This window comes from Micromonospora sp. NPDC049151, assembly GCF_040648395.1.
Lineage (GTDB): Bacteria > Actinomycetota > Actinomycetes > Mycobacteriales > Micromonosporaceae > Micromonospora.
This window is the reverse complement of the sequence record NZ_JBEZDP010000010.1, coordinates 14358-39439: the sequence shown is the minus strand read 5'-3', so window position 1 is coordinate 39439 and position 25082 is coordinate 14358. Positions and strand designations below refer to the sequence as shown.

The 25082-nt window shown below is 71.8% G+C and carries 22 protein-coding genes; 11 read left to right on the top strand and 11 right to left on the bottom strand.

Translation table 11 applies throughout. The features are described 5' to 3' along the window. Nucleotides 1-37: 37 nt before the first annotated feature. Nucleotides 38-1498 carry a CCA tRNA nucleotidyltransferase gene (locus AB0B20_RS14010; protein ID WP_357382127.1) on the bottom strand — a complete coding sequence of 487 codons (1461 nt, stop codon included), beginning with the start codon at nt 1496-1498 and terminating at the stop codon, nt 38-40. A 132-nt stretch (nt 1499-1630) separates the two neighbouring features. Between AB0B20_RS14010 and murJ the strand changes: the two genes are divergently transcribed. From murJ to AB0B20_RS13975, 7 genes are all read left to right on the top strand, one after another. Beyond that, entirely contained in the window at nt 1631-3373 is a 1743-nt protein-coding gene (gene murJ / locus AB0B20_RS14005) for a murein biosynthesis integral membrane protein MurJ (RefSeq protein WP_357382129.1), read from the top strand. A gap of 409 nt (nt 3374-3782) precedes the next feature. Beyond that, nucleotides 3783-5390 (top strand): protein kinase family protein, encoded by a 1608-nt coding sequence (locus tag AB0B20_RS14000; protein WP_355509490.1) that lies wholly within the window; start codon nt 3783-3785, stop codon nt 5388-5390. A 43-nt stretch (nt 5391-5433) separates the two neighbouring features. After that, a complete protein-coding gene (gene sigM / locus AB0B20_RS13995) occupies nt 5434-6138 on the top strand; it encodes an RNA polymerase sigma factor SigM (protein WP_357470680.1) in 705 nt (234 codons plus the stop codon). Next, nucleotides 6135-7076 carry a hypothetical protein gene (locus tag AB0B20_RS13990; protein WP_357470677.1) on the top strand — a complete coding sequence of 314 codons (942 nt, stop codon included), beginning with the start codon at nt 6135-6137 and terminating at the stop codon, nt 7074-7076. The genes sigM and AB0B20_RS13990 overlap by 4 nt, the downstream gene beginning before the upstream one ends. Nucleotides 7077-7252: 176 nt before the next feature. Further along, nucleotides 7253-8206: a thioredoxin-disulfide reductase gene (gene trxB, locus AB0B20_RS13985; protein ID WP_357382135.1), complete on the top strand. Its 954-nt coding sequence runs from the start codon at nt 7253-7255 to the stop codon at nt 8204-8206. Between the two features lie 31 nt (nt 8207-8237). Beyond that, the gene (trxA, locus tag AB0B20_RS13980; RefSeq protein ID WP_357382137.1) at nt 8238-8561 is read left to right on the top strand and encodes a thioredoxin; all 324 of its coding nucleotides are present in this window, start codon (nt 8238-8240) and stop codon (nt 8559-8561) included. Between the two features lie 162 nt (nt 8562-8723). Beyond that, nucleotides 8724-9884, top strand: coding sequence for an N-acetylmuramoyl-L-alanine amidase (locus AB0B20_RS13975; protein ID WP_357382139.1), 1161 nt, complete (start codon nt 8724-8726; stop codon nt 9882-9884). An 8-nt stretch (nt 9885-9892) separates the two neighbouring features. Here the strand turns inward: AB0B20_RS13975 and AB0B20_RS13970 are convergent, their stop codons facing one another. Next, nucleotides 9893-10558 carry a GNAT family N-acetyltransferase gene (locus AB0B20_RS13970; RefSeq protein ID WP_357382141.1) on the bottom strand — a complete coding sequence of 222 codons (666 nt, stop codon included), beginning with the start codon at nt 10556-10558 and terminating at the stop codon, nt 9893-9895. A gap of 281 nt (nt 10559-10839) precedes the next feature. On the opposite strand from AB0B20_RS13970, the gene AB0B20_RS13965 reads away from it, so the two are divergent. Both AB0B20_RS13965 and AB0B20_RS13960 read left to right on the top strand, forming a co-directional pair. Beyond that, a complete protein-coding gene (locus AB0B20_RS13965) occupies nt 10840-12153 on the top strand; it encodes a PLP-dependent aminotransferase family protein (RefSeq protein ID WP_357382143.1) in 1314 nt (437 codons plus the stop codon). Between the two features lie 7 nt (nt 12154-12160). Beyond that, nucleotides 12161-13156 carry a D-alanine--D-alanine ligase gene (locus AB0B20_RS13960; protein WP_357382145.1) on the top strand — a complete coding sequence of 332 codons (996 nt, stop codon included), beginning with the start codon at nt 12161-12163 and terminating at the stop codon, nt 13154-13156. Nucleotides 13157-13158: 2 nt separating this feature from the next. On the opposite strand, the gene AB0B20_RS13955 is transcribed toward AB0B20_RS13960, so the two are convergent. From AB0B20_RS13955 to AB0B20_RS13945, 3 genes are all read right to left on the bottom strand, one after another. Continuing rightward, nucleotides 13159-14028, bottom strand: coding sequence for a hypothetical protein (locus AB0B20_RS13955; RefSeq protein WP_357382147.1), 870 nt, complete (start codon nt 14026-14028; stop codon nt 13159-13161). Between the two features lie 1589 nt (nt 14029-15617). Then, nucleotides 15618-16658, bottom strand: a complete 1041-nt coding sequence (locus AB0B20_RS13950; protein ID WP_357382149.1) for a ParB/RepB/Spo0J family partition protein — start codon at nt 16656-16658, stop codon at nt 15618-15620. Between the two features lie 27 nt (nt 16659-16685). After that, on the bottom strand, nt 16686-17741 hold the full coding sequence (locus tag AB0B20_RS13945) for a ParA family protein (RefSeq protein WP_357470907.1): 1056 nt from the start codon (nt 17739-17741) through the stop codon (nt 16686-16688). On the opposite strand from AB0B20_RS13945, the gene AB0B20_RS13940 reads away from it, so the two are divergent. Continuing rightward, nucleotides 17716-17934 (top strand): hypothetical protein, encoded by a 219-nt coding sequence (locus tag AB0B20_RS13940; protein ID WP_357382319.1) that lies wholly within the window; start codon nt 17716-17718, stop codon nt 17932-17934. The two genes, AB0B20_RS13945 and AB0B20_RS13940, sit on opposite strands and share 26 nt — an antisense overlap. Before the next feature lie 331 nt (nt 17935-18265). Here the strand turns inward: AB0B20_RS13940 and rsmG are convergent, their stop codons facing one another. From rsmG to rpmH, 6 genes are all read right to left on the bottom strand, one after another. Beyond that, nucleotides 18266-19045: a 16S rRNA (guanine(527)-N(7))-methyltransferase RsmG gene (gene rsmG / locus AB0B20_RS13935; RefSeq protein WP_357382307.1), complete on the bottom strand. Its 780-nt coding sequence runs from the start codon at nt 19043-19045 to the stop codon at nt 18266-18268. 341 nt (nt 19046-19386) lie between these two features. Continuing rightward, the gene (locus AB0B20_RS13930) at nt 19387-19977 is read right to left on the bottom strand and encodes a R3H domain-containing nucleic acid-binding protein (RefSeq protein ID WP_357382151.1); all 591 of its coding nucleotides are present in this window, start codon (nt 19975-19977) and stop codon (nt 19387-19389) included. 210 nt (nt 19978-20187) lie between these two features. Next, nucleotides 20188-21192 carry a membrane protein insertase YidC gene (yidC, locus tag AB0B20_RS13925; RefSeq protein WP_357382153.1) on the bottom strand — a complete coding sequence of 335 codons (1005 nt, stop codon included), beginning with the start codon at nt 21190-21192 and terminating at the stop codon, nt 20188-20190. After that, the gene (gene yidD, locus AB0B20_RS13920) at nt 21193-21432 is read right to left on the bottom strand and encodes a membrane protein insertion efficiency factor YidD (RefSeq protein ID WP_013477538.1); all 240 of its coding nucleotides are present in this window, start codon (nt 21430-21432) and stop codon (nt 21193-21195) included. Between the two features lie 44 nt (nt 21433-21476). Further along, nucleotides 21477-21890, bottom strand: a complete 414-nt coding sequence (gene rnpA, locus AB0B20_RS13915) for a ribonuclease P protein component (RefSeq protein ID WP_357382155.1) — start codon at nt 21888-21890, stop codon at nt 21477-21479. 34 nt (nt 21891-21924) lie between these two features. After that, nucleotides 21925-22062, bottom strand: a complete 138-nt coding sequence (gene rpmH, locus AB0B20_RS13910) for a 50S ribosomal protein L34 (RefSeq protein WP_091100492.1) — start codon at nt 22060-22062, stop codon at nt 21925-21927. 576 nt (nt 22063-22638) lie between these two features. Here rpmH and dnaA point away from each other — a divergent pair. Then, nucleotides 22639-24486: a chromosomal replication initiator protein DnaA gene (dnaA, locus tag AB0B20_RS13905; protein ID WP_357382158.1), complete on the top strand. Its 1848-nt coding sequence runs from the start codon at nt 22639-22641 to the stop codon at nt 24484-24486. The last annotated feature ends 596 nt before the right edge of the window (nt 24487-25082 follow it).

The window sequence follows — 25082 nt, the reverse complement described above, 5'->3', positions numbered from 1 at the left end:
GTTCCCCTCGGGGAGCCGGCGGGCGTCGTGCTGTGGTTCAGCCGGTGATGCCCTCGTCGCGCGCCCAGCGCAGCAGCTCCGCCTCGGCCTCGTCGCGGTCGAGCGGGCCGCGCTCCAGACGCAGCTCCTTGAGGTGCTGCCAGGCGCGGCCGACCACCGGCCCCGGCGGTACGCCGAGCAGCTCCATGATCGCGTTGCCGTCCAGGTCGGGCCGGACCCGGGCCAGGTCCTCCTCGGCGGCGATCCGGGCGATCCGCTCCTCCAGCGCGTCGTAGTCGGCCGCGAGCTGGGCGGCCTTGCGCCGGTTGCGGGTGGTGCAGTCGGACCGGGTCAGCTTGTGCAGCCGGGACAGCAGGTCGCCGGCGTCCGTGACGTACCGGCGCACCGCCGAGTCGGTCCACTCGCCCCGGCCGTACCCGTAGAAGCGCAGGTGCAGACCGACCAGCTTGACCACCTGGGAGGTGATCTCCTTGGAGTAGCGCAGCGCCTTCATCCGGTTCTTGGTCAGCCGGGCGCCGACCACCTCGTGGTGGTGGAAGCTGACCCGGCCGTCCGCGCCGACCGCCTTGGTGGCCGGCTTGCCGATGTCGTGCATCAGCGCGGCCATCCGCAGCACGAAGTCGCAGCCGTCGGTCTCCAGCGACATGGCGTTGCTGACCACCGTGAGCGTGTGCTCGTAGACGTCCTTGTGCTGGGCGTGCTCGTCGATGGTGAGCTTCAGGCCGGTCAGCTCCGGCAGGAAGCGCTCGGCCAGGCCGGTGTCGACGAGCAGGCGCAGCCCGGTGATCGGGTCGGCACCGCAGAGCAGCTTGGTGAACTCGTCCCGGATCCGCTCGGCGGTGATCCGGTCCAGGTCGCCGGCCATCTCGGCCATCGCCGCGCGGACGTCCGGGTGGACGGCGAAGCGGAGCTGGGCGGCGAACCGGGCCGCGCGCAGCATCCGCAGGGGGTCGTCGCGGAACGACTCCTGCGGCGTCCCGGGGGTACGAATGATCTTCGCGGCCAGGTCGGCGAGCCCGCCGTACGGGTCGGTGAACCGGTGATCGGGAAGGCTGACCGCCATCGCGTTGACAGTGAAGTCGCGACGCTTGAGGTCTTCGGTGAGGCTGGTGCCGTACTGCACCACCGGGTTGCGGCTGACCTGGTCGTAGACCTCCGCCCGGAACGTGGTGATCTCCAGGTTGAGGCCGTCGCGCTGGCAGGCGATGGTGCCGAACTCGCGTCCGGTCTCCCAGATCGACTCCGCCCAGCCGCGGATCACCTTGATCGTCTCGTCGGGGTGGGCGTCGGTGCAGAAGTCGAGGTCGTTGCCGAGGCGGCCGAGCAGCGCGTCGCGGACGGATCCGCCCACCAGGTGCAGTTCGTGACCGGCCCGGGCGAAGCGCCGGCCCAGCTCGTCGGCGACCGGTGAGACTCGGAGCAGTTCGGCGACGGCGTTGCGCTGCGCGGCGGTCAGCTCGCGGCGATCGGCGGCGTGGGAGGCGGAGGCTTCGGACATGGGATCGCCAGCCTATCGGGCCGGGGGTGGATCGACCGCGCCGGGCGCGGGTAACGGGCCCGGGTTGACTAAGGTTCCGGTTGGGCGGGGCCGGCCGGGCCCGGTCGCCACGTACCCCTTGGAGGCTGGCAGATGAGCGGCGGGCTCTACCGCAGCGCGAACGCGCACGGCGGCGGCCTGCCGCCGGACGACGGCGCCACCTTCATCTCGGCCGAGCCGCTGAACCAGCCCGGCGCCGAGGCCGTCGCGCCGCCACAGGAGGTGGTCGCCGAGACCAGTGCCGCGGCGAACAGCGCGGTGATGGCGATCGGCAGCCTGGTCAGCCGCGGCACCGGCTTCATCCGCAACCTGATGATCGGCGCGGCGCTCGGTGGCGCGCTGGTCGGTGACGCCTTCACCACCGCCATCTTCCTGCCGAACCAGGTCTACGAGTTCCTGCTCGGCGGCGTGCTCACCAGCGTGCTGATCCCGGTGCTGGTCCGGCGGCGCAAGTCGGACCCCGACCGGGGTGAGGCGTACTCCCAGCGGCTGCTCACGCTGGCCGTGCTGGCCCTCGCCGCCGTCGCGCTGATCGCGATGATCGGCGCACCGGTGCTGACCGCCATCTACGCGGGCGGCAAGGACGACAACTATCAGAACCTCGTCACCGGCCTGTCGTACCTGATGTTGCCGATGCTGTTCTTCACCGGCGTGAGCGCGCTGATCGCCGCGGTGCTGAACACGCGCGGGCACTTCGCCGCCCCGATGTGGGCACCGATCCTGAACAACCTCGTGGTGATCGGCGTCTGCGGGCTCTACATCGCGGTCTTCGGCGCCAAGATCATCGAGCCCGGCGAGATGGGCTGGGACCGGATCCTGCTCATCGGCGGTGGCACGCTGCTCGGCGTCGCGGTCCAGACCGCCGGCCTGCTGCCCGCGCTGCGCAAGGTCGGCTTCCGGTGGAAGTGGCGGTTCGACTTCCGCGCCCTCGGCCTGAGCGAGCTGGCCCGGCTCGGCGGCTGGATGTTCTGCTACGTCGGGGTCAACCAACTCGGCCTCTTCGTGGTGGTCAACCTGCTCACCCGGGCGGCCGGCGGCGACAACGCCGGCCTGCTGATCTACAACAACGTCTTCCTGCTGCTGATGATGGCGCACGGCATCATCGCGGTCTCGATCATCACCGCGCTGATGCCCCGGATGAGCGCCGCCGCCGCCGAGAACCGGTTCGGCGACGTCACCGCCGACCTGTCCCGCGGCACCCGGATGGTCAGCGCGGTGCTCGCACCCATCGCGGTCTGCTACGCGGTGCTGGCCGCCCCGATCTCGGTGGTGGTCTTCCGGTACGGCGCGTTCACCGGCGACAACGCGGTGGCCACCTCGACTGTGCTGCTGGTGGCGGCGCTCGGCCTGGTGCCGTTCGCGGTCAGTCAGCTCTTCACCTTCGCGTTCTACGCGCTGCCGGACACCCGCACCCCGGCTCTGGTCAACATCCCGGTGGTGATCCTGCGAGTTCTGCTCCAGGTTGGCCTGTTCCTGCTCTTCTCGAACACGTTCGCGGCGGCCGGGATGATGCTGGGCAACGCCGTGTCGTACCTGGCGGCGGCGATCATCTCGGCGATGCTGCTGCGGCCCCGGGTCGGCCGGATCGGGCTGGGCGGGATCATGCGGACGCTCGGCCGGGTGGTCGTGGCTGCCCTCGGCGCGGCGGTCGTCGGCCTGCTCGTGGTCGCGGTGCTCCCCGGCGACCCGGCGAACCTGAGCTGGCTCGCCGCCGCGGTGCAGTTGGTGATCGGCGGCGCGGCGATCGGCGCGACCTATCTCGGACTCGCCATGGTGCTGCGGATCGGCGAGATCACCGAGGTGGTCGGGATGGTCCGGCGCCGCCTCGGTCGTTGACGTCTCCGGTGACCGACGGTGAACGAGGATCACCAGCCTGGGGATACGGCTGTGGATAACTCGGAATTCCCCCGTCCACTGGGCCTCTCGGCCTGTGGACAACCAACCGTACGGACGAGGGAGCGCAGGCCGGGGCGGGGAAAACCAGTCCGCCGCCGCACCAGTACGCCCCTGTGCCGCCTCGTTGCCGTCAACCTCTAGATTGGCGGTGCGTGTCCGGCTCGCCCGCCGGGTGGGCGGGTGACCCGGCCGGGGCCCGTGGCGACTGGCCTTCCGGCCGGTCACAGCGGGAAGATGACATGTCGGAGAACCGGGCATCCCGGGTAAGGTCGCTCTCGACGGGTACGACCGGGATCGACGCGGCGTCGAGACCGCCGGCCGTTCCACCAAAGGCAGAGCGGGAAGCCACATGCCCAGCAGCACGGGTCCATCGATCGACGCGATCACCGAGGGAGGACGGGTGACCCAGGTCGGCGAGGGTCAGGAAGCGGAGGAGACCACTCCTGCGGACGTGACCCTCGGTGCTCCCACGGTCGGTGAGCTGCTCGCCGAGCGGTACGAGCTGGTCGAGCACATCAACAACGACAGCGCGGGCCGGCTGGTCTGGCGCGGTGTCGACGTGGTGTTGCGCCGTCCCGTCGCCGTGGTTCTCCGCTACCCGGGTGGCGACTCCGCCACCGAGATGCTCCAGGCCGCCGTCGCCGCGAGCCGCGTCATCCACCCCAACCTGGTCGGCGTCTACGACGCGATCGACGAGGACGACCGGGCCTACGTGGTCCGCGAGTGGGTCGACGGGCAGTCGCTGCGCGAGCTGGTCGCCGCCGACGGGCCGCTCGATCCGGCGCGGGCCACCGCGATCGGCAACGCCGTCGCCAGCGCCCTCGCCGCCGTGCACGCCACCGGGATGGTGCACGGCAACCTGCACCCCGGCACCGTGATGATCAGCGACGACGGCCGGGTGGTGCTCGCCGACGCGCGTACCGATGGGGCGGACAGCCAGGAGAACGACCTGCGCGCGGTCGGCGGGGTGCTCTACTTCGCCCTGACCGGGCACTGGCCGCACGGCGAGGCCCCGCTGCACGGCGCCACCGCCGGGCACGGCCGCGCCGCCCTGCCGGACGCCGTCCGGGACGCCGGCGGCTCCATCGCCGCGCCCCGGCAGATGCGCGCCGGGGTGCCGGCCTACCTCGACGACCTCACCATGGACCTGCTCGACCCGGAGATCCCCCCGCCGTCGTCGGACGTGCTGGCCGCCGAGCTGAGCCGGCTCGACATCCCTGCCGACGAGCAGTTCCTGGAGCAGGCCGGCCCGCTGCGCTTCACCGCCGAACCCGGCGAGGAGCCCTCCCCGCTGGCCGCCGCCGGCGGGCGCAAGGTCGCCATCGGCATCGCCGGTCTGCTGGCGGTGGCCCTGGTCGGGCTGCTCATCGGCATCAACGCGCTCGGTGGCGACGACGGCGACAAGGAGCCGGTCGCCCAGCCGTCGAACAGCGCGCCCGCCACCGGCGGCGGGGCCGAACCCGCCGCGCAGGTCCGCAAGCTCACCATCCAGGACGTACGGATCATCGACCCGGACGGCGACCGCGCCGAGGTGCGCAACGCCGAAAAGGTCATCGACGGGGACGACGACGAGGGCTGGGAGACCAACAGCTACCGCGACAGCGGCAAGTTCAGCGGGGTCAAGAAGGGCATGGGTGTCTGGATCGACCTGGGCGCCCCGCACTCGGTCAAGCAGCTGGAGGCCACGCTCTCGGCCACCGGAGCCACGGTCGAGCTGCGCACCGGCGCCCGCGGCGACTTCCCGTCCAGCTCCGCCGGCGACAAGCAGCTCATCAACGCCTACTCGACGCTGATCGGGCCGCCGAACGAGGACGGCGGCACGAAAATGATCTTCAACGCCTTCGAGCCGGACCAGAAGTACCAGTACCTGCTGTTCTGGATCACCAAGCTGCCGAAGAAGGAAGACGGCAACGGCTGGAAGCTCGGCGTCCAGGAGATCGTGGTCCAGGGCTCGTGACCCGGCCGCCGTCCCCGCCGCGCCACCACCGCCGGACGTGGTGATGGCGGAACGCGACGGCGCGCAGCCCGGCCGCTCCGACCTGGAGCTGCTGCGGGCGCACGCGGCCGGGGACCGGACCGCCTTCACCGAGCTGTTCCAGCGGCACCGGGACCGGCTCTGGGCGGTCGCGCTGCGGACCATCGGCGACCGCGAGGAGGCCGCCGACGCCCTCCAGGACGCCATGCTGTCGGCGCACCGCGCGGCGGCCCGGTTCCGGGGCGACTCGGCGGTCACCACCTGGCTGCACCGCATCGTGGTGAACGCCTGCCTGGACCGGATCCGGCGGCGTCAGACCCACGCCACCGTCCCGCTGCCCGACGGTGTGCACACCGACGGCGAGCCGGGCCGGCACACCGGCGGTCCGGAACCCGCCGCGCCGGCCCGCGACCACGACACCGCGCTCGTGGTCCGGCAGGCGCTCGCCGCACTGCCCGCGGAACAGCGGGCCGCGTTGGTCCTGGTCGACGTGCAGGGCTACCCGGTTGCCGAGGCCGCCGCCGTGCTCGGGGTCGCGGAGGGCACCGTCAAGAGCCGGTGCGCCAGGGGCCGGGCACGTCTCGCCGTGCTGCTCGGGCACCTGCGGACCGGCACCGACGCTCCGGCCGGTGACGTGCCGCGGCTCACTCCCGGGAACCGCCGGCGTCCCGAGGGCGTCGGATCCTCGTCGGGAGCTTCCCGTCAGGCCGTCAGCCAGGAGGAGCCGTGACTTCCCGGGAGTTCAGCGAGGTCGATCACGACCTGCTCGCCGACTACCTCGGCGGGGCGCTGGACGGCACCCCCGAGCAGGCCACCGTGGCGCGGCTGGTCGAGCAGGACCCGGCCTGGCGGGCCGCGTACGAGAATCTCGCCGACGCGGTCGACCTGGTCCGCGCCGACCTGGCCGGCTGGGCCGCGGCCCCCGCGCCGGAGATGCCACAGGCGGTGACCGACCGGATCACGGCGGCGCTCTCCGGGGCCGGACCGGCGCTGCGTGAGGGTACGCCGGTCGTGCCGGCGCAGTCCGGCGGCACGAGCCGGCCACCCGGCACGGCCCCCCGTACCGGCCGGCCCGGCGGTCCCGGCCGTCGTCCCCGGCGCTGGGCCCGCATCGCCGGGCCGGTGGCCCTGGCGGCGGCCTCGGTCGCGGCGGTGGGACTCGGTGTCGGCCGGCTGGCGGGCCCGGGCGACGGCGGTGCGGCCGACCGGGCCGGCGGGGAGGCAGCGCCGATGGCTGCCGCGCCGTACCGGACCACCGGGCCGGCAGTGCGCAGCGACACCGACTGGACCCCGGAACGCCTCGCCGCCGGCCGTGTGCCCGCCATGGCGAAGTCGATGCCGGGGGACATGGCCGGGCCGTCCGGCGCGGCGAAGGACGGCGCGGAGACGCCCCTGTCCCGCGACGATCAGCGCCTCAGCGTCCTCGGCGGGCTGGACCGGCTGGTCCGGCCCGAGACACTGGCCGCGTGCCTCACCGCGATCGGGACCGAGCACGGCGCCACGCCGCTGAGCGTGGACATGGTCGACTACGCCCGGTTCGGTGGCGCTCCGGCGCTCGTGGTGACGTTCGCGGACGCGAGTGGTGCCCGCTGGGGCTGGGTGAGCGGGCCGGAGTGCGGGGTACCCGGGTCCGGCGCGGACACCCGGTTCCGGACGCGGGTAGGGTGAGGACGCGGTCACGACGCTTGTCCCGCCACGTGACCTGACCCACCGGATGACCGGCTCGGGAATCCCCGCTTCGTACGATGACGTTCTGCAAGTCAGGCGCCGGCGCCCCTGAGCGGTCGGCATCCGGGATCGACATCGGTGCGGCCGGTGACGAACACACACATCGGGAGACGGCAGTGGACGAGGTCCGCAACCTGATCATCATCGGCTCCGGTCCGGCCGGCTACACCGCGGCGGTCTACGCCGCGCGTGCGAACCTGAAGCCGCTGGTGATCGAAGGCGTGCAGTCGGGTGGCGCGCTGATGACCACCACCGAGGTGGAGAACTTCCCCGGTTTTGCCGACGGCATCCTCGGCCCCGAGCTGATGGACAACATGCGCAAGCAGGCCGAGCGTTTCGGCGCCGAGTTCCTCACCGACGACGTGACCCGGGTCGAGCTGAAGGACACCGGCGAGATCGGCTCCGACGCGGTGAGCACCGTCTGGGTGGGCGAGACCGCCTACCGGGCCCGCGCCGTGATCCTCTCCACCGGCTCGGCCTGGCGTCCGCTGGGCGTGCCGGGCGAGCAGGAATACCTGGGCCACGGCGTGTCGTCCTGCGCCACCTGTGACGGCTTCTTCTTCCGCAACCAGCACATCGTGGTGGTCGGCGGCGGCGACTCGGCGATGGAGGAGGCGAGCTTCCTCACCCGGTTCGCCGAGTCGGTGACGATCATCCACCGCCGTGACTCGTTCCGCGCCAGCAAGATCATGGCCGACCGGGCGCTGGGCAACGAGAAGATCAAGGTCGAGTGGAACTCCGTGGTCGAGGAGATCCTCGGCGACGACGGCAAGGTCAACGGCGTACGGGTGCGCAACGTGCACACCGGCGAGAGCAAGGTGCTCGACGTCACGGGTGTGTTCGTGGCGATCGGGCACGACCCGCGCAGCGAGCTGTTCCGCGACCAGGTGGAGCTGGACGACGAGGGATACGTGAAGGTGCAGGCCCCCAGCACCCGTACCAGCGTGCCCGGCGTGTTCGCGGCGGGCGACGTGGTCGACCACACCTACCGGCAGGCCATCACGGCGGCCGGCACCGGCTGCGCCGCCGCGCTGGACGCCGAGCGGTTCATCGCCACCATCCAGGGCTGAGGGTTCAAGGTTCGGAGGAGGAGAGTTCATAGTGGGAGCAACCAAGGCGGTCACGGACGCCAGCTTCGTCAGCGACGTGCTGCAGTCCGAGAAGCCGGTCCTGGTCGACTTCTGGGCGGAGTGGTGCGGCCCCTGCCGCAAGGTCTCGCCGCTGCTGGAGGAGATCGCGGGTGAGATGAAGGACCAGGTCACCATCGTCAAGCTGAACATCGACGAGAACCCGGAGACGGCCCGCGCCTACCGGGTGATGTCGGTGCCGACGCTGACCATCTTCAAGAACGGCCAGCCGGTGCAGTCGATCGCCGGTGCCAAGCCGAAGGGCGAGCTGGTCAAGCTCATCGAGTCGGCGCTCTGAGCCGTACCGACCCCTCCGGAACCCCCGTCACCCCACCCGGTGACGGGGGTTCCGGCGCTTCTGACCTGCATGAACACGAACCCGTCGGGTATCGGCCACGGTACGCTCCGTAAGCATCCGTCGGAGTTCCGGTCCGCCAACGTCCGTGCAGAGGGGGTCGTCGTGCGTCCGATCCGACCCGGTGACCAGGGACCGGCGGTGGCCGAGATCCGTACCGTCCTCGCCGGCCTGGAGCTGCTTCCCGCCGAGGCGGCGGGCGACGACTACGACGCCCAGACCGAACGCGCGGTACGGGCCTTCCAGCAGTCCCGGGGCCTCAGCGTCGACGGGCGGGTCGGCGCCGAGACCTGGCGGGCGCTCGACGCGGCCCGCTGGCGGTTCGGTGCCCGTGCCCTGTACCACGCCGTGCCCGAGCCGCTGACCGGTGAGGACGTCCGCTCGCTCCAGGAACGCCTGCTGGAGATGGGGTACGACGTGGGCCGCGCCGACGCCATCTACGGCATCCGCACCTCCCGCGCGGTGGCGCAGTTCCAGCGGGAGATGGGCCTGAAACCGGACGGCTCGTGCGGGCCGCACACCGTCAACGCGTTGCGCCGCCTCGGCCGCAAGGTGGTCGGCGGACGCCCGCAGTGGCTGCGCGAGTCCGACGCCATCCGGCAGGCCGGGCCGGCGCTCGTCGGGCGGACCGTGGTGATCGACCCGGGGCACGGGGGCACCGACCCGGGTGTGGTGGTGCCCGACGGCACGCTGCGCTGGACCGAGGCGGACCTCGTCCACGACCTGGCCAGCCGGCTGGAGGGGCGGCTCGCCGCCGCCGGCGTACGCGTGCAGCTCACCCGGGGCCCGTCGCCCGGCGACTGCCTGCCGGACGCGGACCGGGCCCAGCTCGCCAACTCCCTCGGTGCCGACGTGTTCATCTCCCTGCACACCGACGGGCACGCCAACCCGGAGGCCGAGGGGGTGGCCACCTACCACTACGGCACCGACAACGGCGTCACCTCGGCGACCGGTGAACGCCTGGCCGGGCTCGTGCAGCGGGAGATCGTGGCCCGCACCGGGCTGCGTGACTGCCGTACCCACGCCAAGGCATGGGAGCTGCTCCGGCTCACCCGGATGCCAGCGGTACGCGTCGAGGTCGGCTACCTCACCTCACCTGACGACCGGGCACGGCTCGTCGAACCGCGCTTCCGGGACCGGGTGGTCGAAGCCATCGTGGCCGGCGTGCAGCGGATGTACCTGCCAATCGAGCGGGACGTGCCGACCGGCTCGATCGACGTGAGCGAACTGCGGGCGATCGTCGCCGCCGGCAACATCGTCGACTGACCCGCGGCTCAGCCGGTGGAGCGGGTGGCGGGTGCCGGGCGCACCGGCCGCAGCAGCGTCTCCGGGCTCATCGAGCCGAGCAGCTTCTCCAGCGCGTACTCGACGTCCGACTTCCAGCTCAGCGCCGTACGCAACTCCAGCCGCAGGCGGGGGTAGCGCGGGTGCGGCCGGACCGTCTTGAAGCCCACCGAGAGGAAGAAGTCGGCGGGTGCCACACAGGCGCGGGCCGGGTCGTCCGCGTCGTCGCCGAACTTGGCGTCGCCGAACGCCTCGATCGCCTTGATGCCGCGCTTGGTCAGGTCGCGGGCCACGCCCTGCACCAGCATCCGGCCCAGGCCGCCGTCGGCGAAGGCGGGCACCACGTGCGCCGTCATCAGCAGCGCCGCGTCCGCCGAGACCGGCGAGGTGGGAAACGCCATCGAGCGCGGAACGTACGCGGGCGGGGCGTACATGACGAAACCGGCCGGCATGCCGTCGACGTAGACGAGCTTGCCGCAGGAGCCCCACTCCAGCAGCGTCTGGGAGACCCACGCCTCCTTCTCCAGGCCCGGGTCGCCCGCGGCGCAGGCCCGCTCGGCGGAGACCGGATCCAGCTCCCAGTAGACGCACTGCCGGCAGGATCGAGGCAGGTCCTCCAGCGTGTCCAGGGTCAGGCTGACCAGACGTCGCGACATGAGCGCACCCCACCACTAGGCTCGGAGCGCCGGTGAGTCCCGCGCCCTCCTACTCCCGACGAGCGATCGTACGCGTCTGTCCGGCGGGACGGGAGGGAACGCGCGAACGCCCACCCGGACGGCCGATCGACGGTCCGGGATGTGGACGTGTCCACACGGCCGGTGCCGCTGCCGTCACCGGGGACTACGATCGACAAACGGCCCCCGCCGCCAATGGATGTCGGCATCGCGGGTACCACACCGGGCGGCAGCCCCGCCGACACCCGATCGAGGTGATGTCCATGACCGGCACGACGCTCGACGACTACACCGACCGGTACGCCCGGCGTGTCCGTGGGATGACCGCCTCGGAGATCCGGGCACTCTTCGCGGTGGCCAGCCGGCCGGAGGTCGTCTCGCTCGCCGGTGGGGCCCCCTACATCGCGGCGCTGCCGCTGGACGCGGTCGGCGAGATGCTCGGCCGGCTCGGCTCCGAGCACGGCTCCACCACCCTCCAGTACGGCATCGGCCAGGGCACCCTCGAACTGCGCGAGCGGATCTGCGAGGTGATGTCGCTGTCCGGGATCGACGCCTCCTGCGGCGCCTCACCGGAGGACGTGGTGGTCACTGTCGGCGGCCAGCAGGCCCTCGACCTGGTGGCCCGCCTCTTCCTGGACCCGGGTGACGTGGTGCTCGCCGAGGGCCCGACGTACGTCGGCGCGCTCGGGGTGTTCCAGGCCGCCCAGGCCCAGGTGGCCCACGTGCCGATGGACGACGAGGGGCTCATCCCGGAGGCGCTGGAGACGGCCATCGCCGACCTGGCCCGCGCCGGGCGGCGGGTGAAGTTCCTCTACACGATCCCCACCTACCAGAACCCCGCCGGTGTAACGCTGAGCGAGGAACGGCGCGAACGGGTGCTCGACATCTGCGAACGCGCCGGACTGCTCGTGGTGGAGGACGACCCGTACGGTCAGCTCGGTTTCGAGGGTGAGGCGCCCGCCCCGCTGCGGGCCCGCCGCCGCGACGGCGTCTTCTACCTGAGCACGTTCTCCAAGACGTTCGCGCCGGGCCTGCGGGTGGGCTGGATCCTGGCGCCGCACGCGGTCCGCGACAAGCTGGTCATCGCCAGCGAGGCGCAGATCCTCTGCCCGAGTGCCTACGCGCAGGCGGCCGTCTCGACGTACCTCGGCACCATGCCCTGGCGGCAGCAGCTCAAGGTCTACCGCGAGGTCTACCGCGAGCGCCGGGACGCGCTGCTCGACGCGATGGCCGACCTCATGCCGGAGGGCACCACCTGGACCAGGCCGCAGGGCGGCCTGTTCGTCTGGGCGACGCTGCCCGACGGCCTCGACGCCAAGGCGATGATGCCGCGCGCCGTGGCCGCCCGCGTCGCCTACGTGCCGGGGACCGGCTTCTACGCCGACGGCACCGGCACCGGCAACATGCGGCTCAACTTCTCCTTCCCGACGCCGGAGCGGATCCGCGAGGGCGTCCGACGGCTCGCCGGGGTGATGGAGCAGGAGATCGCCATGCGCAAGGTCTTCGGCGCGGTCGGCACCGCCGGCCCCCGCCGTCGCCAGGGCGGCTCGGACGCGCCCGGCCCCGACTTGGCATGATGCCCGCATGTCCGACAGCACCGCCGCACCCTCTCCCGTGACCGGATCCGCCGTCGACGAGCTGCACGTGCTCGTGCTCGCGGGTGGCCTCTCCTACGAGCGGGACGTCTCGCTGCGCTCCGGCCGCCGGGTCCTCGACGCGCTGCGCGCGGTGGGCGTGCAGGCGGAACTGCGCGACGCCGACGTGGCGCTGCTGCCCGCCCTGACCGCCGACCCGCCGGACGCGGTGGTGATCGCCCTGCACGGCGCCACCGGCGAGGACGGCTCCCTGCGCGGCGTACTCGACCTCTTTGACGCGCCCTACGTCGGCTGCGACGCCCGCTCGTCCCGGCTCGCCTGGGACAAGCCGTCGGCGAAGGCGGTGCTGCGCGAGGCGGGCATCCCCACCCCCGACTGGGTGGCGCTGCCGCACGACCGCTTCTCCGAGCTGGGCGCGGTGGCCGTCCTGGACCGGATCGTCGAGCGACTCGGGCTGCCGCTGATGGTCAAGCCCGCGCAGGGCGGTTCCGGACTGGGCGCCGCCGTGGTCCGGGAGGCGGCGTCGCTGCCGGCCGCGATGGTGGGTTGTTTCGCGTACGACCAGACGGCGCTCGTGGAGCGCTACGTCCCCGGAATGGACGTGGCCGTCTCCGTGCTCGACCTCGGCGAGGGCCCGCAGGCCCTGCCCCCGGTCGAGATCGTGCCGCGCAACGGCGTCTACGACTACGCGGCCCGCTACACCGCCGGGCGCACGACCTGGCACGCGCCCGCCCGGCTCGACGCCGCGACCACCGCCCGGGTGACCGAGGTGGCGCTCGCCGCACACACCGCGCTCGGCCTGCGCGACCTGTCCCGGGTCGACCTGATCGTCGATGCCGAGGGCGAGCCGCACGTGCTGGAGGTGAACGTCTCGCCGGGCATGACCGAGACGTCGCTCCTGCCGCTGGCGATCCAGGCGGCCGGGCTGGACTTCGGCCGGGTCCTGGGCACGCTCGTGACCCGGGCCGCCGCCCGCCGGCGCTGAGCTCAGCTCTCCGGGGTACGCGCCCGGCCCGGCCGGTCGTCCGGCGTGTTCTCCCGGTCGTCCGCGTCTTCGCCGTCCGGGGCGGTGTTCGGCTTGGCATCCTGGGCGGCGTCCGGCTCCGGACCGTCCTGCGACTCCGGGTCGGGCTCCGACGGGCCCGCCGAGGGGTCTGAGAGGTCCGCTGCCGCGTCGGACTCCGGAATCTCGTCCGCTGCCTCGATCACCGACACGGTCTCCTCCTCGGGCTCCTCAGGAGTGTTGGCTGGGGAGGTCGGGGAGAGAGTCGACGGTGCCTGCCAATGGATGCGCGGCGGCTCGGCCAACGGACGGCCACCGAACTCGGCGAGCCACGCGGCCACCATCGCCAGGTTCTCCCGCCACTGCTCCTCGGAGATCGGCGGCAGGATCGAGTCCCACAGCGACAGGAACGTGCCCCGCAGTTGCAGTCGCCCGTACGGCCGGGCCAGGAACCACAGGTGCAGGTGCGCCGACCCGTCGCCCCACCGGTTCACGTGAACCCGGGCCACCCCGTCGAGCGAGCGCACGGCCCGCTCCAGGCGCACGGTCATCACGCCCAGCTCGGCGGCGAGCAAATTCGGCAGGTCGCCCAGATCCAGGTGGGAGCGGGACTCCAGGATCAGGACCATCGGCAGGCCGGTGGGCCGGTCCATGGCGCGTACGCGCCACCGCTCACCGACCCAGATGTACGCCTCGTCGGGCGCGTTGCAGGCGGTGCACTCCCGGTCCGCCTCGCCACGGCGGGGAGGTTCGAACGGTACGGGCTCGTCGAGCTGCTTGACGCGGAGATCGCCCTCGAAGGGGAACGACGGCCACTGGGTGAAGTCGGGAACTGAGGGAGGGGTGTCCGGCACGACGCTGACCCTAACCGAGTTGGCGACGCCTGTCCCTACCCGTTCCGCTGGCCGCACACAGGTTGTCCACCGCGTTGTCCACAGGCTGCCGAGATCACCAGCACAGCGCGTCATGCACTGCTCAGCAAGGGTTTCATCGCTTCGTTTCACGTGAAACGAAGCGGGCCTGTGGACAACGGCTGTGGATAACCGGGGATGACTCCGGGCCCGTTCTTCAAACGATCCGGCGACGGATCCGCACCGGGTCGCGGTGGCTCCTCGTGTTCGTTTCACGTGAAACGCGCGGTGGCCGTGATTCGCCTCTTGCTCGGCGGCTGTCGGCTGTCGGCTGTCGGCTGTCCCAGACTCGGCCGTGCCCGGGCTGCTTCCTTCTCGTCGAGGGCCGGGCTACCGAGCTATCGCGAGGCGGCTCCTGAAGCGGCCGAGACGGTCACTCGTCGACCGGGGCCACATCGGCGTCGGCGGGATGGAGGCTTGGGCTGATACGGCTTGCAGCCATGCCGCCAGCCCGCGTGTCATCGTTGGCCGGCCTCACCGAAGCCGACGCGGCTGCTGTTTCACGTGAAACGGCTCGCCCTCGTCAGCCACTGCCCTGAGCGGATGAGCCTCGGGCCGGATGTCGTTTCGGCAGCGCGACGACCCGGTGCCGAATCTTCAGCCGTCTCATCCACGCCGGCTCGATCGCTCGGACCGTCGGACACTGCTCTGATGTACGTCCGCGCATGGCGAAGGCGGCGACGCGCCGCCGGATCCGCACCGGCGCGGACCGGCCTTGCGGCCTCCGGCTCTCCTGGGCCGAACCCCGAAGTGTCCGCCCTCCGTCCACCGGGTGGCACCGGCGCATGGGGCGGCCAGGCCGGCGGTGTCGGTTCACCAGGATGCCGGTGGGCTCGTTTTCGCCGCCACGCTCCCGGTGGTCCGGCTCGCCACGGCCTGTCGAGCGTCGCTCGTACGAGGGCGGCATGTGTGAGATCGGGCTGCCCCACGCGAGCGCACTGATCCGGACTACAGCCGTCGGACCTTCTCACGCCAGGGCCGGGCACTCCGGTTGAGGAGTCCACGGCCACGGTTCGCGCCTCAAGGCTCGCCCTTCAAGCCTCGTACTCCATGATCTGGCGCTCTCGTGGCTCATGCTTCAGGGCTCCGCTCGCCGCGCCCCATCGTTCGACGCGCCACGGACGCTCCGCCCCTCAGGCTCTGGCCCGCCGATCTCCGCCGCTGGACTGGCCGCTCCTCGCTCGGTACTTCGCCTTTGCCTAGAGGCCAAATCGTCCGCCCGCCTGACATCTGACACCTGACGCTTGCCAGCTGCCAGCTGCCGCCTGACGCCCCCGCCGCCGCCATCGCCTGACGCCAGTCGCCAGTCGCCAGTCGCCAGAACTCAGGGCTGGCGACCGAAGCATCGCTCGACCACGGCTCCCCGTTTCACGTGAAACGGCGGCAGGGGCGGGAGACTCGGCGACCGCTCACGGGCTGGCGAGAGCCCAAACTTCGACGCCTCGGCCAGCAGAGCAAGCAGGCCCCGTAACAGATCCGGCCGCACCGCCTCGTCGGGCGGTGCGGCCGGATCAACAGTCGGAGAAGTCGGGCTACGCCTCGGGCTGCCCCTCCTCGCCCATGCCGATGATCCCGACGATCCGCTCCAGGTCGTCAACGGTGGCGAACTCTATCGTGATCTTGCCCTTGCTGCGGCCGATGTCGACCTTCACCCGGGTGTCGAACCGGTCGGAGAGCCGGTCCGCCAGATCGGTAAGGGCTGGGGCGTGCGGCTTCGGCCGGCGCTTGGCCGCGGCCGACTTCGCCGGTTCCTCGGCGAGCGCCAGGTGCACGAGTTCCTCGGCGCCGCGTACGGTGATGCCCTCGCGGACGATCCGCTCCGCCAGCGCCTCCTGTGCCTCCGCGTTGTCCAGGCTGAGCAAGGCCCGGGCGTGGCCGGCGGAGAGAACGCCAGCGGCGACCCGGCGCTGCACGGCGGGCGGCAGGTTCATCAGCCGGATGGTGTTGGAGATCTGCGGGCGGCTACGGCCGATCCGCCGGGCCAGTTCCTCGTGCGTGGCGCCGAACTCCTCCAGCAGTTGCTGGTACGCCGCCGCCTCTTCGAGCGGGTTGAGGTTCGCGCGGTGGATGTTCTCCAGCAGCGCGTCGCGGAGCATCGCGTCGTCCTTGGTGTCCCGGACGATGGCGGGGATGGTCTCCCGGCCTACCGCCTGGGCGGCACGCCAGCGCCGCTCACCCATCACGAGTTCGAACTTCTCGGGGTCGAGCTGGCGAACCACGATCGGCTGGAGGAAGCCGACCTCCTGGATCGAGGTCTTCAGCTCCTCCAGTGCCTCCTCGTCGAAGACGTGCCGGGGCTGCTTCGGGTTCGGCACGATCGAGTCGACCGGGATCTCCGCGAAGCGGGCGCCGGGTACCGGGCTCAGATGAGACTCGGGCTCGGCCGGCGGAGGCGGGGCGCTTCCGACGCCACCGGTGATGGCAGCGGTCGCGCCGGCAACCGGGGCCGACGGAGACGCGGCGCCGGCCGGCGGCTCCGGCTCGACGGCAGCCGGTTCGGTGCCCGGTACCGGGCCGGTGGGGATGAGGGCGCCGAGCCCTCGGCCCAGCCCGCCGCGGGGACGGTTCTTCATACGATGCCTCCCAGCGACATCTCCGCACTACGCATTCCGGCTCACCGGCTCCTTGACGCCTCGCTCCGCGATCTCCTGGGCGGCCTCGAAGTAACTCGTGGCCCCCCGCGAACCGGGATCGTAGGTCATCACCGACTGGCCGTAGCTCGGTGCCTCGGAGACACGCACGTTGCGGGGGATGACGGCCTGGAGCACCTTGTCCCCGAAGTGGTTCCGGACGTCCTGCTCCACCGCGTCGGCCAGCCGCGTACGCCTGTCGTACATGGTGAGCAGGATCGTGGAGACCTCGAGCTGCGGGTTGAGGTGCTGGCGTACCAGGTTGATGTTGTTGATCAGCTGGTTGAGGCCCTCCAGCGCGTAGTACTCGCACTGGATCGGAATCAGCACCTCCTGCGCGGCCACGAGGGCGTTGACAGTGAGCAGGCCGAGCGACGGCGGACAGTCTATGAAGACGTAGTCGAAGTGCCCCGGGTATGCGGCGATGGCCCGCGCCAGACGCGACTCCCGGGCCACCACCGAGACCAGCTCGATCTCGGCACCGGCCAGGTCGATGGTGGCCGGCACGCACCACAGGTTGGGGATGCCCTCGACAGCCTGCGCCACCTCTTCGAGCGGCACGCTGTCGATCAGGCAGTCGTACACGTCGGGCACGCCTGTGTGGTGCGGCACGTTCAGACCGGTGGAGGCGTTGCCCTGCGGGTCAAGGTCGACCACGAGCACCCGGTTGCCGTGCAGCGCGAGCGCCACTGCGAGGTTCACTGTGGTGGTCGTCTTACCGACGCCGCCCTTCTGGTTGGCGACGCACATCACCCGGGTCCGGTCGGGGCGCGGCATGGTGACCTCGCCACTGGGATTCAGGATCTGCACGGCGCGCATCGCCTCCATAGCCAACGGTGGATCATCCTCTTCGCGCGTCGGGGTTTCACGTGAAACGTACGTGCTGGCGTCTACCTGGTCCCCGTACCCGTCCGCCTGTGGCGTGTCGGACGGTGCCACGGTGGCCTCGGGGGCGGCCTGGTGCGGCACGGCCGAGACAGGCGGCTGGGGTTCGTAGCGGGTGGGTACCGCGACGTTCGCCCGCACTGCGGGCGGACGCGGGGCCGGCGCGTTCACCGGGCCGTCGGCCGGGTCGAGCGGGTCGCGGGCCGGCGGCACGTTGGCAGGCGCGGACGAGACCGGGCGCACGCCGCCGACCGGTGACTCCCGTCGCTTCGACGGCTGGACCGGATGCGGGGAGGGCGGCTCGCCGGACTCGTTCACCGTCCACTCCTGGTAGTTGGTTTCACGTGAAACGGGGTCGGCGGAGGACTGGCCTCCTGGTCCGGTCAACCGTGGATCGTCGTACCTGCCGTCGTCATGCACCTGTCATCCCTACCCGCTCCGGATGGTCGGTCCGCACCCGTCGAATCGCGTCCGCGCCGCGCGCGGCGCCATCGGCTCGGCGGGAACCGTCGGGCTCGGGTGCCGCCCGGCACCGCCGTTTCCACACTATCGACGCGCGGTCAGCCTACGGCCGACGGGCGTGGTGGGTCCATGTCGGGTTGTGATCGATCACGTCACGCCCACCGGTCCAACGACCGGACCGGGCGTGCGGAATGGCGTACCGATCAGCGGTCGCCGCGACGGCGGCCGCCCCGGGACCGCTTCGGCTTCTTGGGACGGCGCGGGTTGACCACGCGCTCCCGGACCACCTCGACCACAGTCGCCGGGGGTTCGATCACGCCGGCACCGCACCTGTGCAGTTCCGGCGTTCCGCCGCCGAGACGGGTCACGGCCTCGGCGTGCTCGGTGATCTCGTCGGCCGCCGAGGCGCCCTTGAGCGCCACGAGCCGGCCTCCGGGCGCCAGGAGCGGCAGGCACCACGAGGCGAGCCGGTCCAGCGGCGCCACCGCGCGGGCCGTCACGATGTCGGCGCTCAACGGTTCCCGGTCACGCGAGCCGGCCGCCGCCTCCTCGGCCCGCCCACGGAACACACGCACGTCCCGGGTCAGGCCGAGGCGCTGTACCGCCTCGATCAGGAAGGCGGTGCGCCGGGCCAGCGGCTCCACAAGCGTCACCGTGAGGTCGGGACGCGCGATCGCCAGCACCAGGCCGGGCAGCCCGGCTCCGGAACCGACGTCGATCACTGTGGCTCCCTCCGGGATCCGTTCCGCCACCACCGCACAGTTGAGCAGGTGTCGTTCCCAGAGCCGGGGCGTCTCGCGGGGACCGATCAGGCCGCGGACCACGCCGTCGGTGGCGAGCAGTTCGGCATACGAGGCGGCCAGGTCGAGCCGGTCACCGAACAGCGCGCGGGCGGCCTCCGCCAGTTCCGGCGGGAGCGTCGCCGACGCCGGGTCGGGTGGCAGCGCGCTCGACTCCGGGTCGGGTGCGCCTGAACCGTCCATTAAGGACGGCGGCTCCTCCGGCGGTTCCGCGAAGACCGGGTCGGCCTCCGTGACCGGAGCGGCGGGCGTGGCCTCCACCGGCTGCTCGCCGGAGAAGGCGGGCGTCACGTCCACCGCCGGATCGGCGGGCTCGATCCCCGCCACCACCGCCGGCTCGCCGGAGAAGGCGGGCTCGCCGGGGTCGGTCGCGGCCTTACCGGGGTACGCCGGGTCGGCCGGCCCGTCGTCGTCGGAGAAGATCGGGTCGACAGTGGGGTCAGGGCGCACAGCCGACGGCCCGGGCGGCGTACCGCCCGGGCCGGTCGCGGCTCCTGCCGTCGTCTCGTCGGAGATCACTGACCTCAGTCCGCCACCGGCCGGACGATGATGCGGCGGTTGGGCTCGACGCCCTCGGACTCGCTCTCCACCCCGCTCATCGCGTTCACCACGTCGTGCACGCACTTGCGCTCGAACGCGGACATCGGCTCCAGGCGCACCGGCTCACCGTGCTCCTTGACCTTCTCCACCGCGTTCTTCGCCACGGCGGCCAGCTCCTTGCGCCGGGCGGCCCGGTAGCCGCCGACGTCGAGCAGCAGCCGGCTCGGCGTGCCGGTCTGGCGGAACACGGCCAGCCGGGCCAGTTCCTGAAGCGCCTCAAGGGTCGCGCCGCGCTGGCCGACCAGGTTCTGCAGCCGGCCGCCGACCACCTCGACGACCGGGCGGCCACCGGACACCAGCTCGTCGATGTCGCCGTCGTAGTCGAGGATGTCCAGCAGACCCTCGACGTAGTCGGCGGCGATCTCGCTCTGCCGGAACAGGTCGCTCTCGGCCGGGGCCTTCTTCTCCCGGGCCTCGCCCGCGGTGTCGTCGGCCTCGGTGACAGCGGTAACGGGGGTCTCCTCGTCCAGGGACTGGTCGGCGCTGGGGGTGCTGGTCTCGGTCACGGGTCTCATCTCCGTACTCGCTCGGCCGGACCGTCGGGGGTCCGCTGGTCTCCCGGGGCCGGCGGGAGGTTCGCCGGGTGCCCTCGGGCACGTCTGTACGGGCCAGTTTCGCCCGTGTCCGCGCTCCGCGCGGCGATTCCGGCCCGGCGCCGACTCCTCGGATGGCAGCACGCGGCCGGAACGGGCCACCGTCGGCGTCGCGACGGTGGCCCTGTGGGCTCAGCCCTGTCGCTTGGCGGGCCGGTTGCCGCCCTTCTTCGGGTTGGTCGGCTTGGCGCCCGGCTTCGGGCCGGCGACCTTCGGCGCCGCGGCCGGAGCCTTCGCCGGCGGCTGCGCCGCCTTGCGGCCGAACAGGCCACCGGTCTTGGCCGGCTGCCCCGGGCCCTTGCCGGCGCCGGTGCCCTTGGCGGCGCTGGTGCTCTTGGCGGTCACCGGCGGCGGGAACTTCCGCAGCACCCACTGCTGCTGGCCGAGCGTGAAGAGGTTGTTCGTGACCCAGTAGATGATCACACCGATCGGGAAGATCGCGCCCGAGATCAGCAGCGACAGCGGGATGCCGTAGAGCATCAGCCGCTGCACCATGCGCTGCTGCGGGTCCTCGGCCCACCCGGTCTTGAGGATCATCTGCCGGCTGGTCAGGTAGGTGGTGGCGATCATGATCAGCACCAGGATGCCGGCGACCACCTTGACCGTGCCGGTGCTCGCGCCCAGCCGGCTCAGCTCCTCGGCGGTGGAGCCGAACTTGCCGGAGATCGGCGCGGTGAACAGCGTCGCGTTGGAGGCGCTGTTGAACTGGTCGACGGTCCAGCCGTACAGCGTCTTGCCCTGGTTGTCGGGCGTGAGGCGGCGCAGCGTGTGGAACAGGCCCAGGAAGACCGGGATCTGGAGGAACATCGGAAGGCAGCCCATGAGCGGGTTGGCCTTTTCCTTCCGGTAGAGCTCCATCATCTCCTTCTGGAGCGTCTCCCGGTCCCCCTTGTGCTTCTCCTGGAGCTCCTTCACCTTCGGCTGGAGCGCCTGCATGGCACGCTGCGACTTGATCTGCTTGACGAAGACCGGGAACAGGATCACCCGGACCGTCACCACGAGGAACACGATGGCGAGGATCCAGGCCCAGTTCGTACCGATCACGGTTCCGACCGGCACTCCGATGGCGTCCCAAGCCGAGTGCCAGGCCAGCAGGATCCACGAGATCGCGTAGTAGATCCAGTCGAGACTAAACACTCAGGCTCCAGTCACGTCGGAACGGCGGCGGTCGCCCGGCTCGGGGACCGGGTCGTGTCCACCTGGGTGGAAGGGATGGCAGCGCGACAGCCGACGGACCGTCAGCCAGGCGCCCCGCAGCGCACCGTGCCGAGACACCGCCTCCACGGCGTAGGCACTGCACGACGGGTAGAACCGGCAGCGGGCCGGCAGAGCCGGACTTATCCACCGACGGTACGCGATGATGGGCGCCAACAGGATGCGGGCACCGGTTGTGGGGGACGGCGTCGCCGTCGTCGGGCCGTTCACCGCGACCGCCGTCCCCGGGGGGACCGCGCGGCGGCGAGGGCTGCGTCCAGGTCGGCCCCGAGCCGGGCGTACGTCGTGTCGGCGGAAGCGGGCAGCGCGCGTACCACCAGGGTGGTGCCGGCGGGCAGCTCGGCCAGCCGCTCGCGGACCAGGTGCCGCAGGCGACGGCGGACCTTGTTACGGACCACCGCGCCGCCGACGGCCTTGGACACGACGAAGCCGGCGCGGCTGGGTGCGGAGGTCTCCGCACCGTTGCTCCGCGCCGGCTCCGGCGAGAGTGTCGCTGTGGTGCCGATCGGCTCGGGGATGGTCAGGTGGACCACGACGGCGCCACGGCCGACTCGTCGGCCACCGCGAACCGCTGCGGCGAAGTCGCTACTGCGCCGCAGTCGTTGCGCGGCGGCCAGCACGACTGCCCACGTCCCCGGACCGGACCTGTCGGCGTCAGGCCGACAGGCGCGCGCGGCCCTTGGAGCGACGGGTCGAGATGATGGCGCGGCCGGCACGGGTGCGCATGCGCAGCCGGAAGCCGTGGGTCTTCGCGCGCCGGCGGGTGTTCGGCTGGTAGGTGCGCTTGCTCACGTCAGGCTCTCCGTTGTCGTACGCCCCGCGCGGCGGATCGCCCGGGGTCGTGTGCTGGTCCAGATCACCTGTCGGTGACCTCCGATCGGCGCTGCCGTGACACGCGCCCCGGCGATGCGGGGTGACAGCCACGGACAGCAAGCATCAATCACCCTAGCAGAGGGCGAGAGAGCAGCCGCTCCAGCCTACGCAGGGGCGCAATGACCGTCAAACGTCACACTCGGGCGTCCGACCTGCGCGCAACCGCGGCCGAAGGGGCGGTTTTCACTGATGTTGCCAAGGTCGTCAGGGTGTCGCCGGTTGATGCTGTGGGGTCCGCGCTGTTAGCGTGCGCGATTGCGGTCGGCGTCGGGGTCCGGGGTTTGTCGCCGATCGGCAAGACCGGACACGCTGTTGAATCGTTCGGCACGGTGAACCCGCTTCAACGCCTCCCTGGATCGAGGGGGGGCAGGTCCGACCCGCGTCCGGTGGGCGGCCACAATCGGTCGGTACACAGGCTGTGGATAACTTGTGGATGACGACCGGTCAGCCGTCCGGGCGGGCGTGAGAAGGAGCAGGCGAGGGGGTGGCACGACGGTGACCGGAGCGACCGACCTTGCCGCGGTGTGGACGGCGACCACCGACGAACTCGCCGACGAGATCATCTCCGCGCAACAACGGGCGTACCTCCGGCTCACCCGGCTACGGGCGATCGTCGAGGACACCGCGCTGCTCTCGGTGCCCGACGCCTTCACCCGGGACGTGATCGAGTCCCGGCTCCGCCCGGCCATCACCGAGGCGTTGAGCCGGCGGCTCGGCCGGCCGATCCAGGTGGCCGTCACCGTACGGGTCGCCGACGACGCCGGTGCCCGCCCGGCCGGCACGGTCTACCGCAGCAACCCGGAGCCGCTGCCCGAGCACGACGGCGCCGCCCCGCTGCCCGGTTTCGACCAGCCCGGCCCGCCGGCGTCCGGCCCGCCCTTCCCGTCTCGGCGCCCGGAATCCGGGTACGGCGAGCCGGGGTACTCCGATTCCGGGTACGGCGAGCCGCGGCCGGAGCAGCCGATGGACGAGCCGGCACCCCGCCAGCGGACCGCCGACGGTTCCCGCCCGCACCTGATCCCGGCCGGCCGCGACGCGCAGGACACGCTTTTCGGCGCCGCGTTCGGCGAACCGGTGCGTAACGCGCCCGACCGCCGCGCCTTCGACGAACGCACCCGGGTCGAGCCGCACGTGCCCGACGCCGGGGGATACGAGCCCCGGTACCGGGAGAGCCCGGCCGCCGACCCCGCGCCGATGCGCGGCCTGCCCCGCGACGGCGCCACCGACAACGGCCCCGGCCGGGGCGGCGCCGACCACCGCCGCCCGGGTGGCGGCCAGGCCGACCGCAGGCTCCCCGGCGGTACGGAGAGCGGCGGCAACCGGCTCAACCCGAAGTACATGTTCGAGACGTTCGTCATCGGCTCGTCCAACCGGTTCGCGCACGCCGCGAGCGTGGCGGTGGCCGAGTCACCGGCCAAGGCGTACAACCCGCTGTTCATCTACGGCAGCTCCGGGCTGGGCAAGACCCATCTGCTGCACGCCATCGGGCACTACGCCACGACGCTCGGCAACGCGCGCTCGGTCCGGTACGTCTCGACCGAGGAGTTCACGAACGACTTCATCAACTCGCTGCGCGACGACAAGACGAGCGCGTTCCAGCGCCGCTACCGGGACGTGGACATCCTCCTGATCGACGACATCCAGTTCCTGGAGAACCGGGAGCGGACGCAGGAGGAGTTCTTCCACACCTTCAACACGCTGCACAACGCCAACAAGCAGATCGTGATCACGTCCGACCGCTCGCCGAAGCAACTGGCGACGCTGGAGGACCGGCTGCGTACCCGGTTCGAGTGGGGCCTGCTCGCCGACATCCAGCCGCCGGACCTGGAGACGCGGATCGCGATCCTGCAGAAGAAGGCGGCGCAGGAGCGGCTGTACGCCCCGCCGGACGTACTGGAGTTCATCGCGTCCCGGGTGTCGAACTCGATCCGCGAACTGGAGGGGGCGCTGATCCGGGTCACCGCCTTCGCCAGCCTCACCCGATCCTCGGTCGAACTGTCGCTGGCCGAGGAGGTGCTGCGGGACTTCATCCCGGACGGCGCCGGCCCGGAGATCACCGCCGACCAGATCATGGTGTCGACGGCCGACTACTTCGGGGTGAGCCTGGAGGACCTGCGCGGCCACTCCCGCTCCCGGGTGCTGGTCAACGCGCGTCAGGTGGCCATGTACCTGTGCCGCGAGTTGACCGACCTGTCGCTGCCCCGGATCGGGCAGGCGTTCGGCGGCCGCGACCACACCACTGTGATGCACGCGGACCGCAAGATCCGTCAGCAGATGGCGGAGCGGCGCTCGCTCTACAACCAGATCGCCGAGCTGACCAACCGCATCAAGCAGAACACCTAACCCTGCCCGCCTCTCGCCTCTCGCCCTCACCGCCCGGCCACTTCGGCGGTGATCAAGGAGTTTGTGTAGGCCGGGCACGTGTTTTCCGACCAAAACTCCTTGGTCAACAGGAGAAGCCGGGCGCGGGGGCGTAGCTGGGGTTGGGTTGGTCCCGCCTGGGGCGCCAATACCGTGATCGACGCGCCGCTTGGTCGCTCGACACGCTTCGTCCGGAGCGAAGGGTGGGCTCCGTCGCAGATCTTGGAAGTTCTACGCCCCTGTGGCGGCCGTTTCATACCAAGATCGCGCAGAGCCAGCCGAAGCAGGCCGGAGTGGAAGGCCAGTGCGGAGCCGGAGCGGAGCGAGAAGCCGGAGCTGAACCGACAGCCGGGCCTTGGGAACAAGGTCGGAGACGGGCAGCCGTAGTTGGCCGCGCGGGGCGACCAAGAGTCGGCGCCGCGGTGAGTCCGCCTCGTCCAGCCATTCCCTGGTCCGCGAGTCCGCCCGTCTACCAGGGCTGACGGGCTGACGGGCTGACGGGCTGACGGGCTGACGGGCTGACGGGCTGACGGGCTGACGGGCTGACGGGCTGACGGGCTGACGGGCTGACGGGCTGA

Bases quoted from the DNA above. Each gene is read 5' to 3' on its own strand.
- rsmG (WP_357382307.1), bottom strand. From the start codon at position 19,045: ATGGACGGTTCAGGCGCACCCGACCCGGAGTCGAGCGCGCTGCCACCC.
- AB0B20_RS13970 (WP_357382141.1), bottom strand. From the start codon at position 10,558: ATGTCGCGACGTCTGGTCAGCCTGACCCTGGACACGCTGGAGGACCTG.
- AB0B20_RS13960 (WP_357382145.1), top strand. From the start codon at position 12,161: ATGTCCGACAGCACCGCCGCACCCTCTCCCGTGACCGGATCCGCCGTC.
- AB0B20_RS13930 (WP_357382151.1), bottom strand. From the start codon at position 19,977: ATGAGACCCGTGACCGAGACCAGCACCCCCAGCGCCGACCAGTCCCTG.
- AB0B20_RS13950 (WP_357382149.1), bottom strand. From the start codon at position 16,658: ATGAAGAACCGTCCCCGCGGCGGGCTGGGCCGAGGGCTCGGCGCCCTC.
- murJ (WP_357382129.1), top strand. From the start codon at position 1,631: ATGAGCGGCGGGCTCTACCGCAGCGCGAACGCGCACGGCGGCGGCCTG.
- AB0B20_RS14000 (WP_355509490.1), top strand. From the start codon at position 3,783: ATGCCCAGCAGCACGGGTCCATCGATCGACGCGATCACCGAGGGAGGA.
- AB0B20_RS14010 (WP_357382127.1), bottom strand. From the start codon at position 1,498: ATGTCCGAAGCCTCCGCCTCCCACGCCGCCGATCGCCGCGAGCTGACC.
- AB0B20_RS13965 (WP_357382143.1), top strand. From the start codon at position 10,840: ATGACCGGCACGACGCTCGACGACTACACCGACCGGTACGCCCGGCGT.
- sigM (WP_357470680.1), top strand. From the start codon at position 5,434: ATGGCGGAACGCGACGGCGCGCAGCCCGGCCGCTCCGACCTGGAGCTG.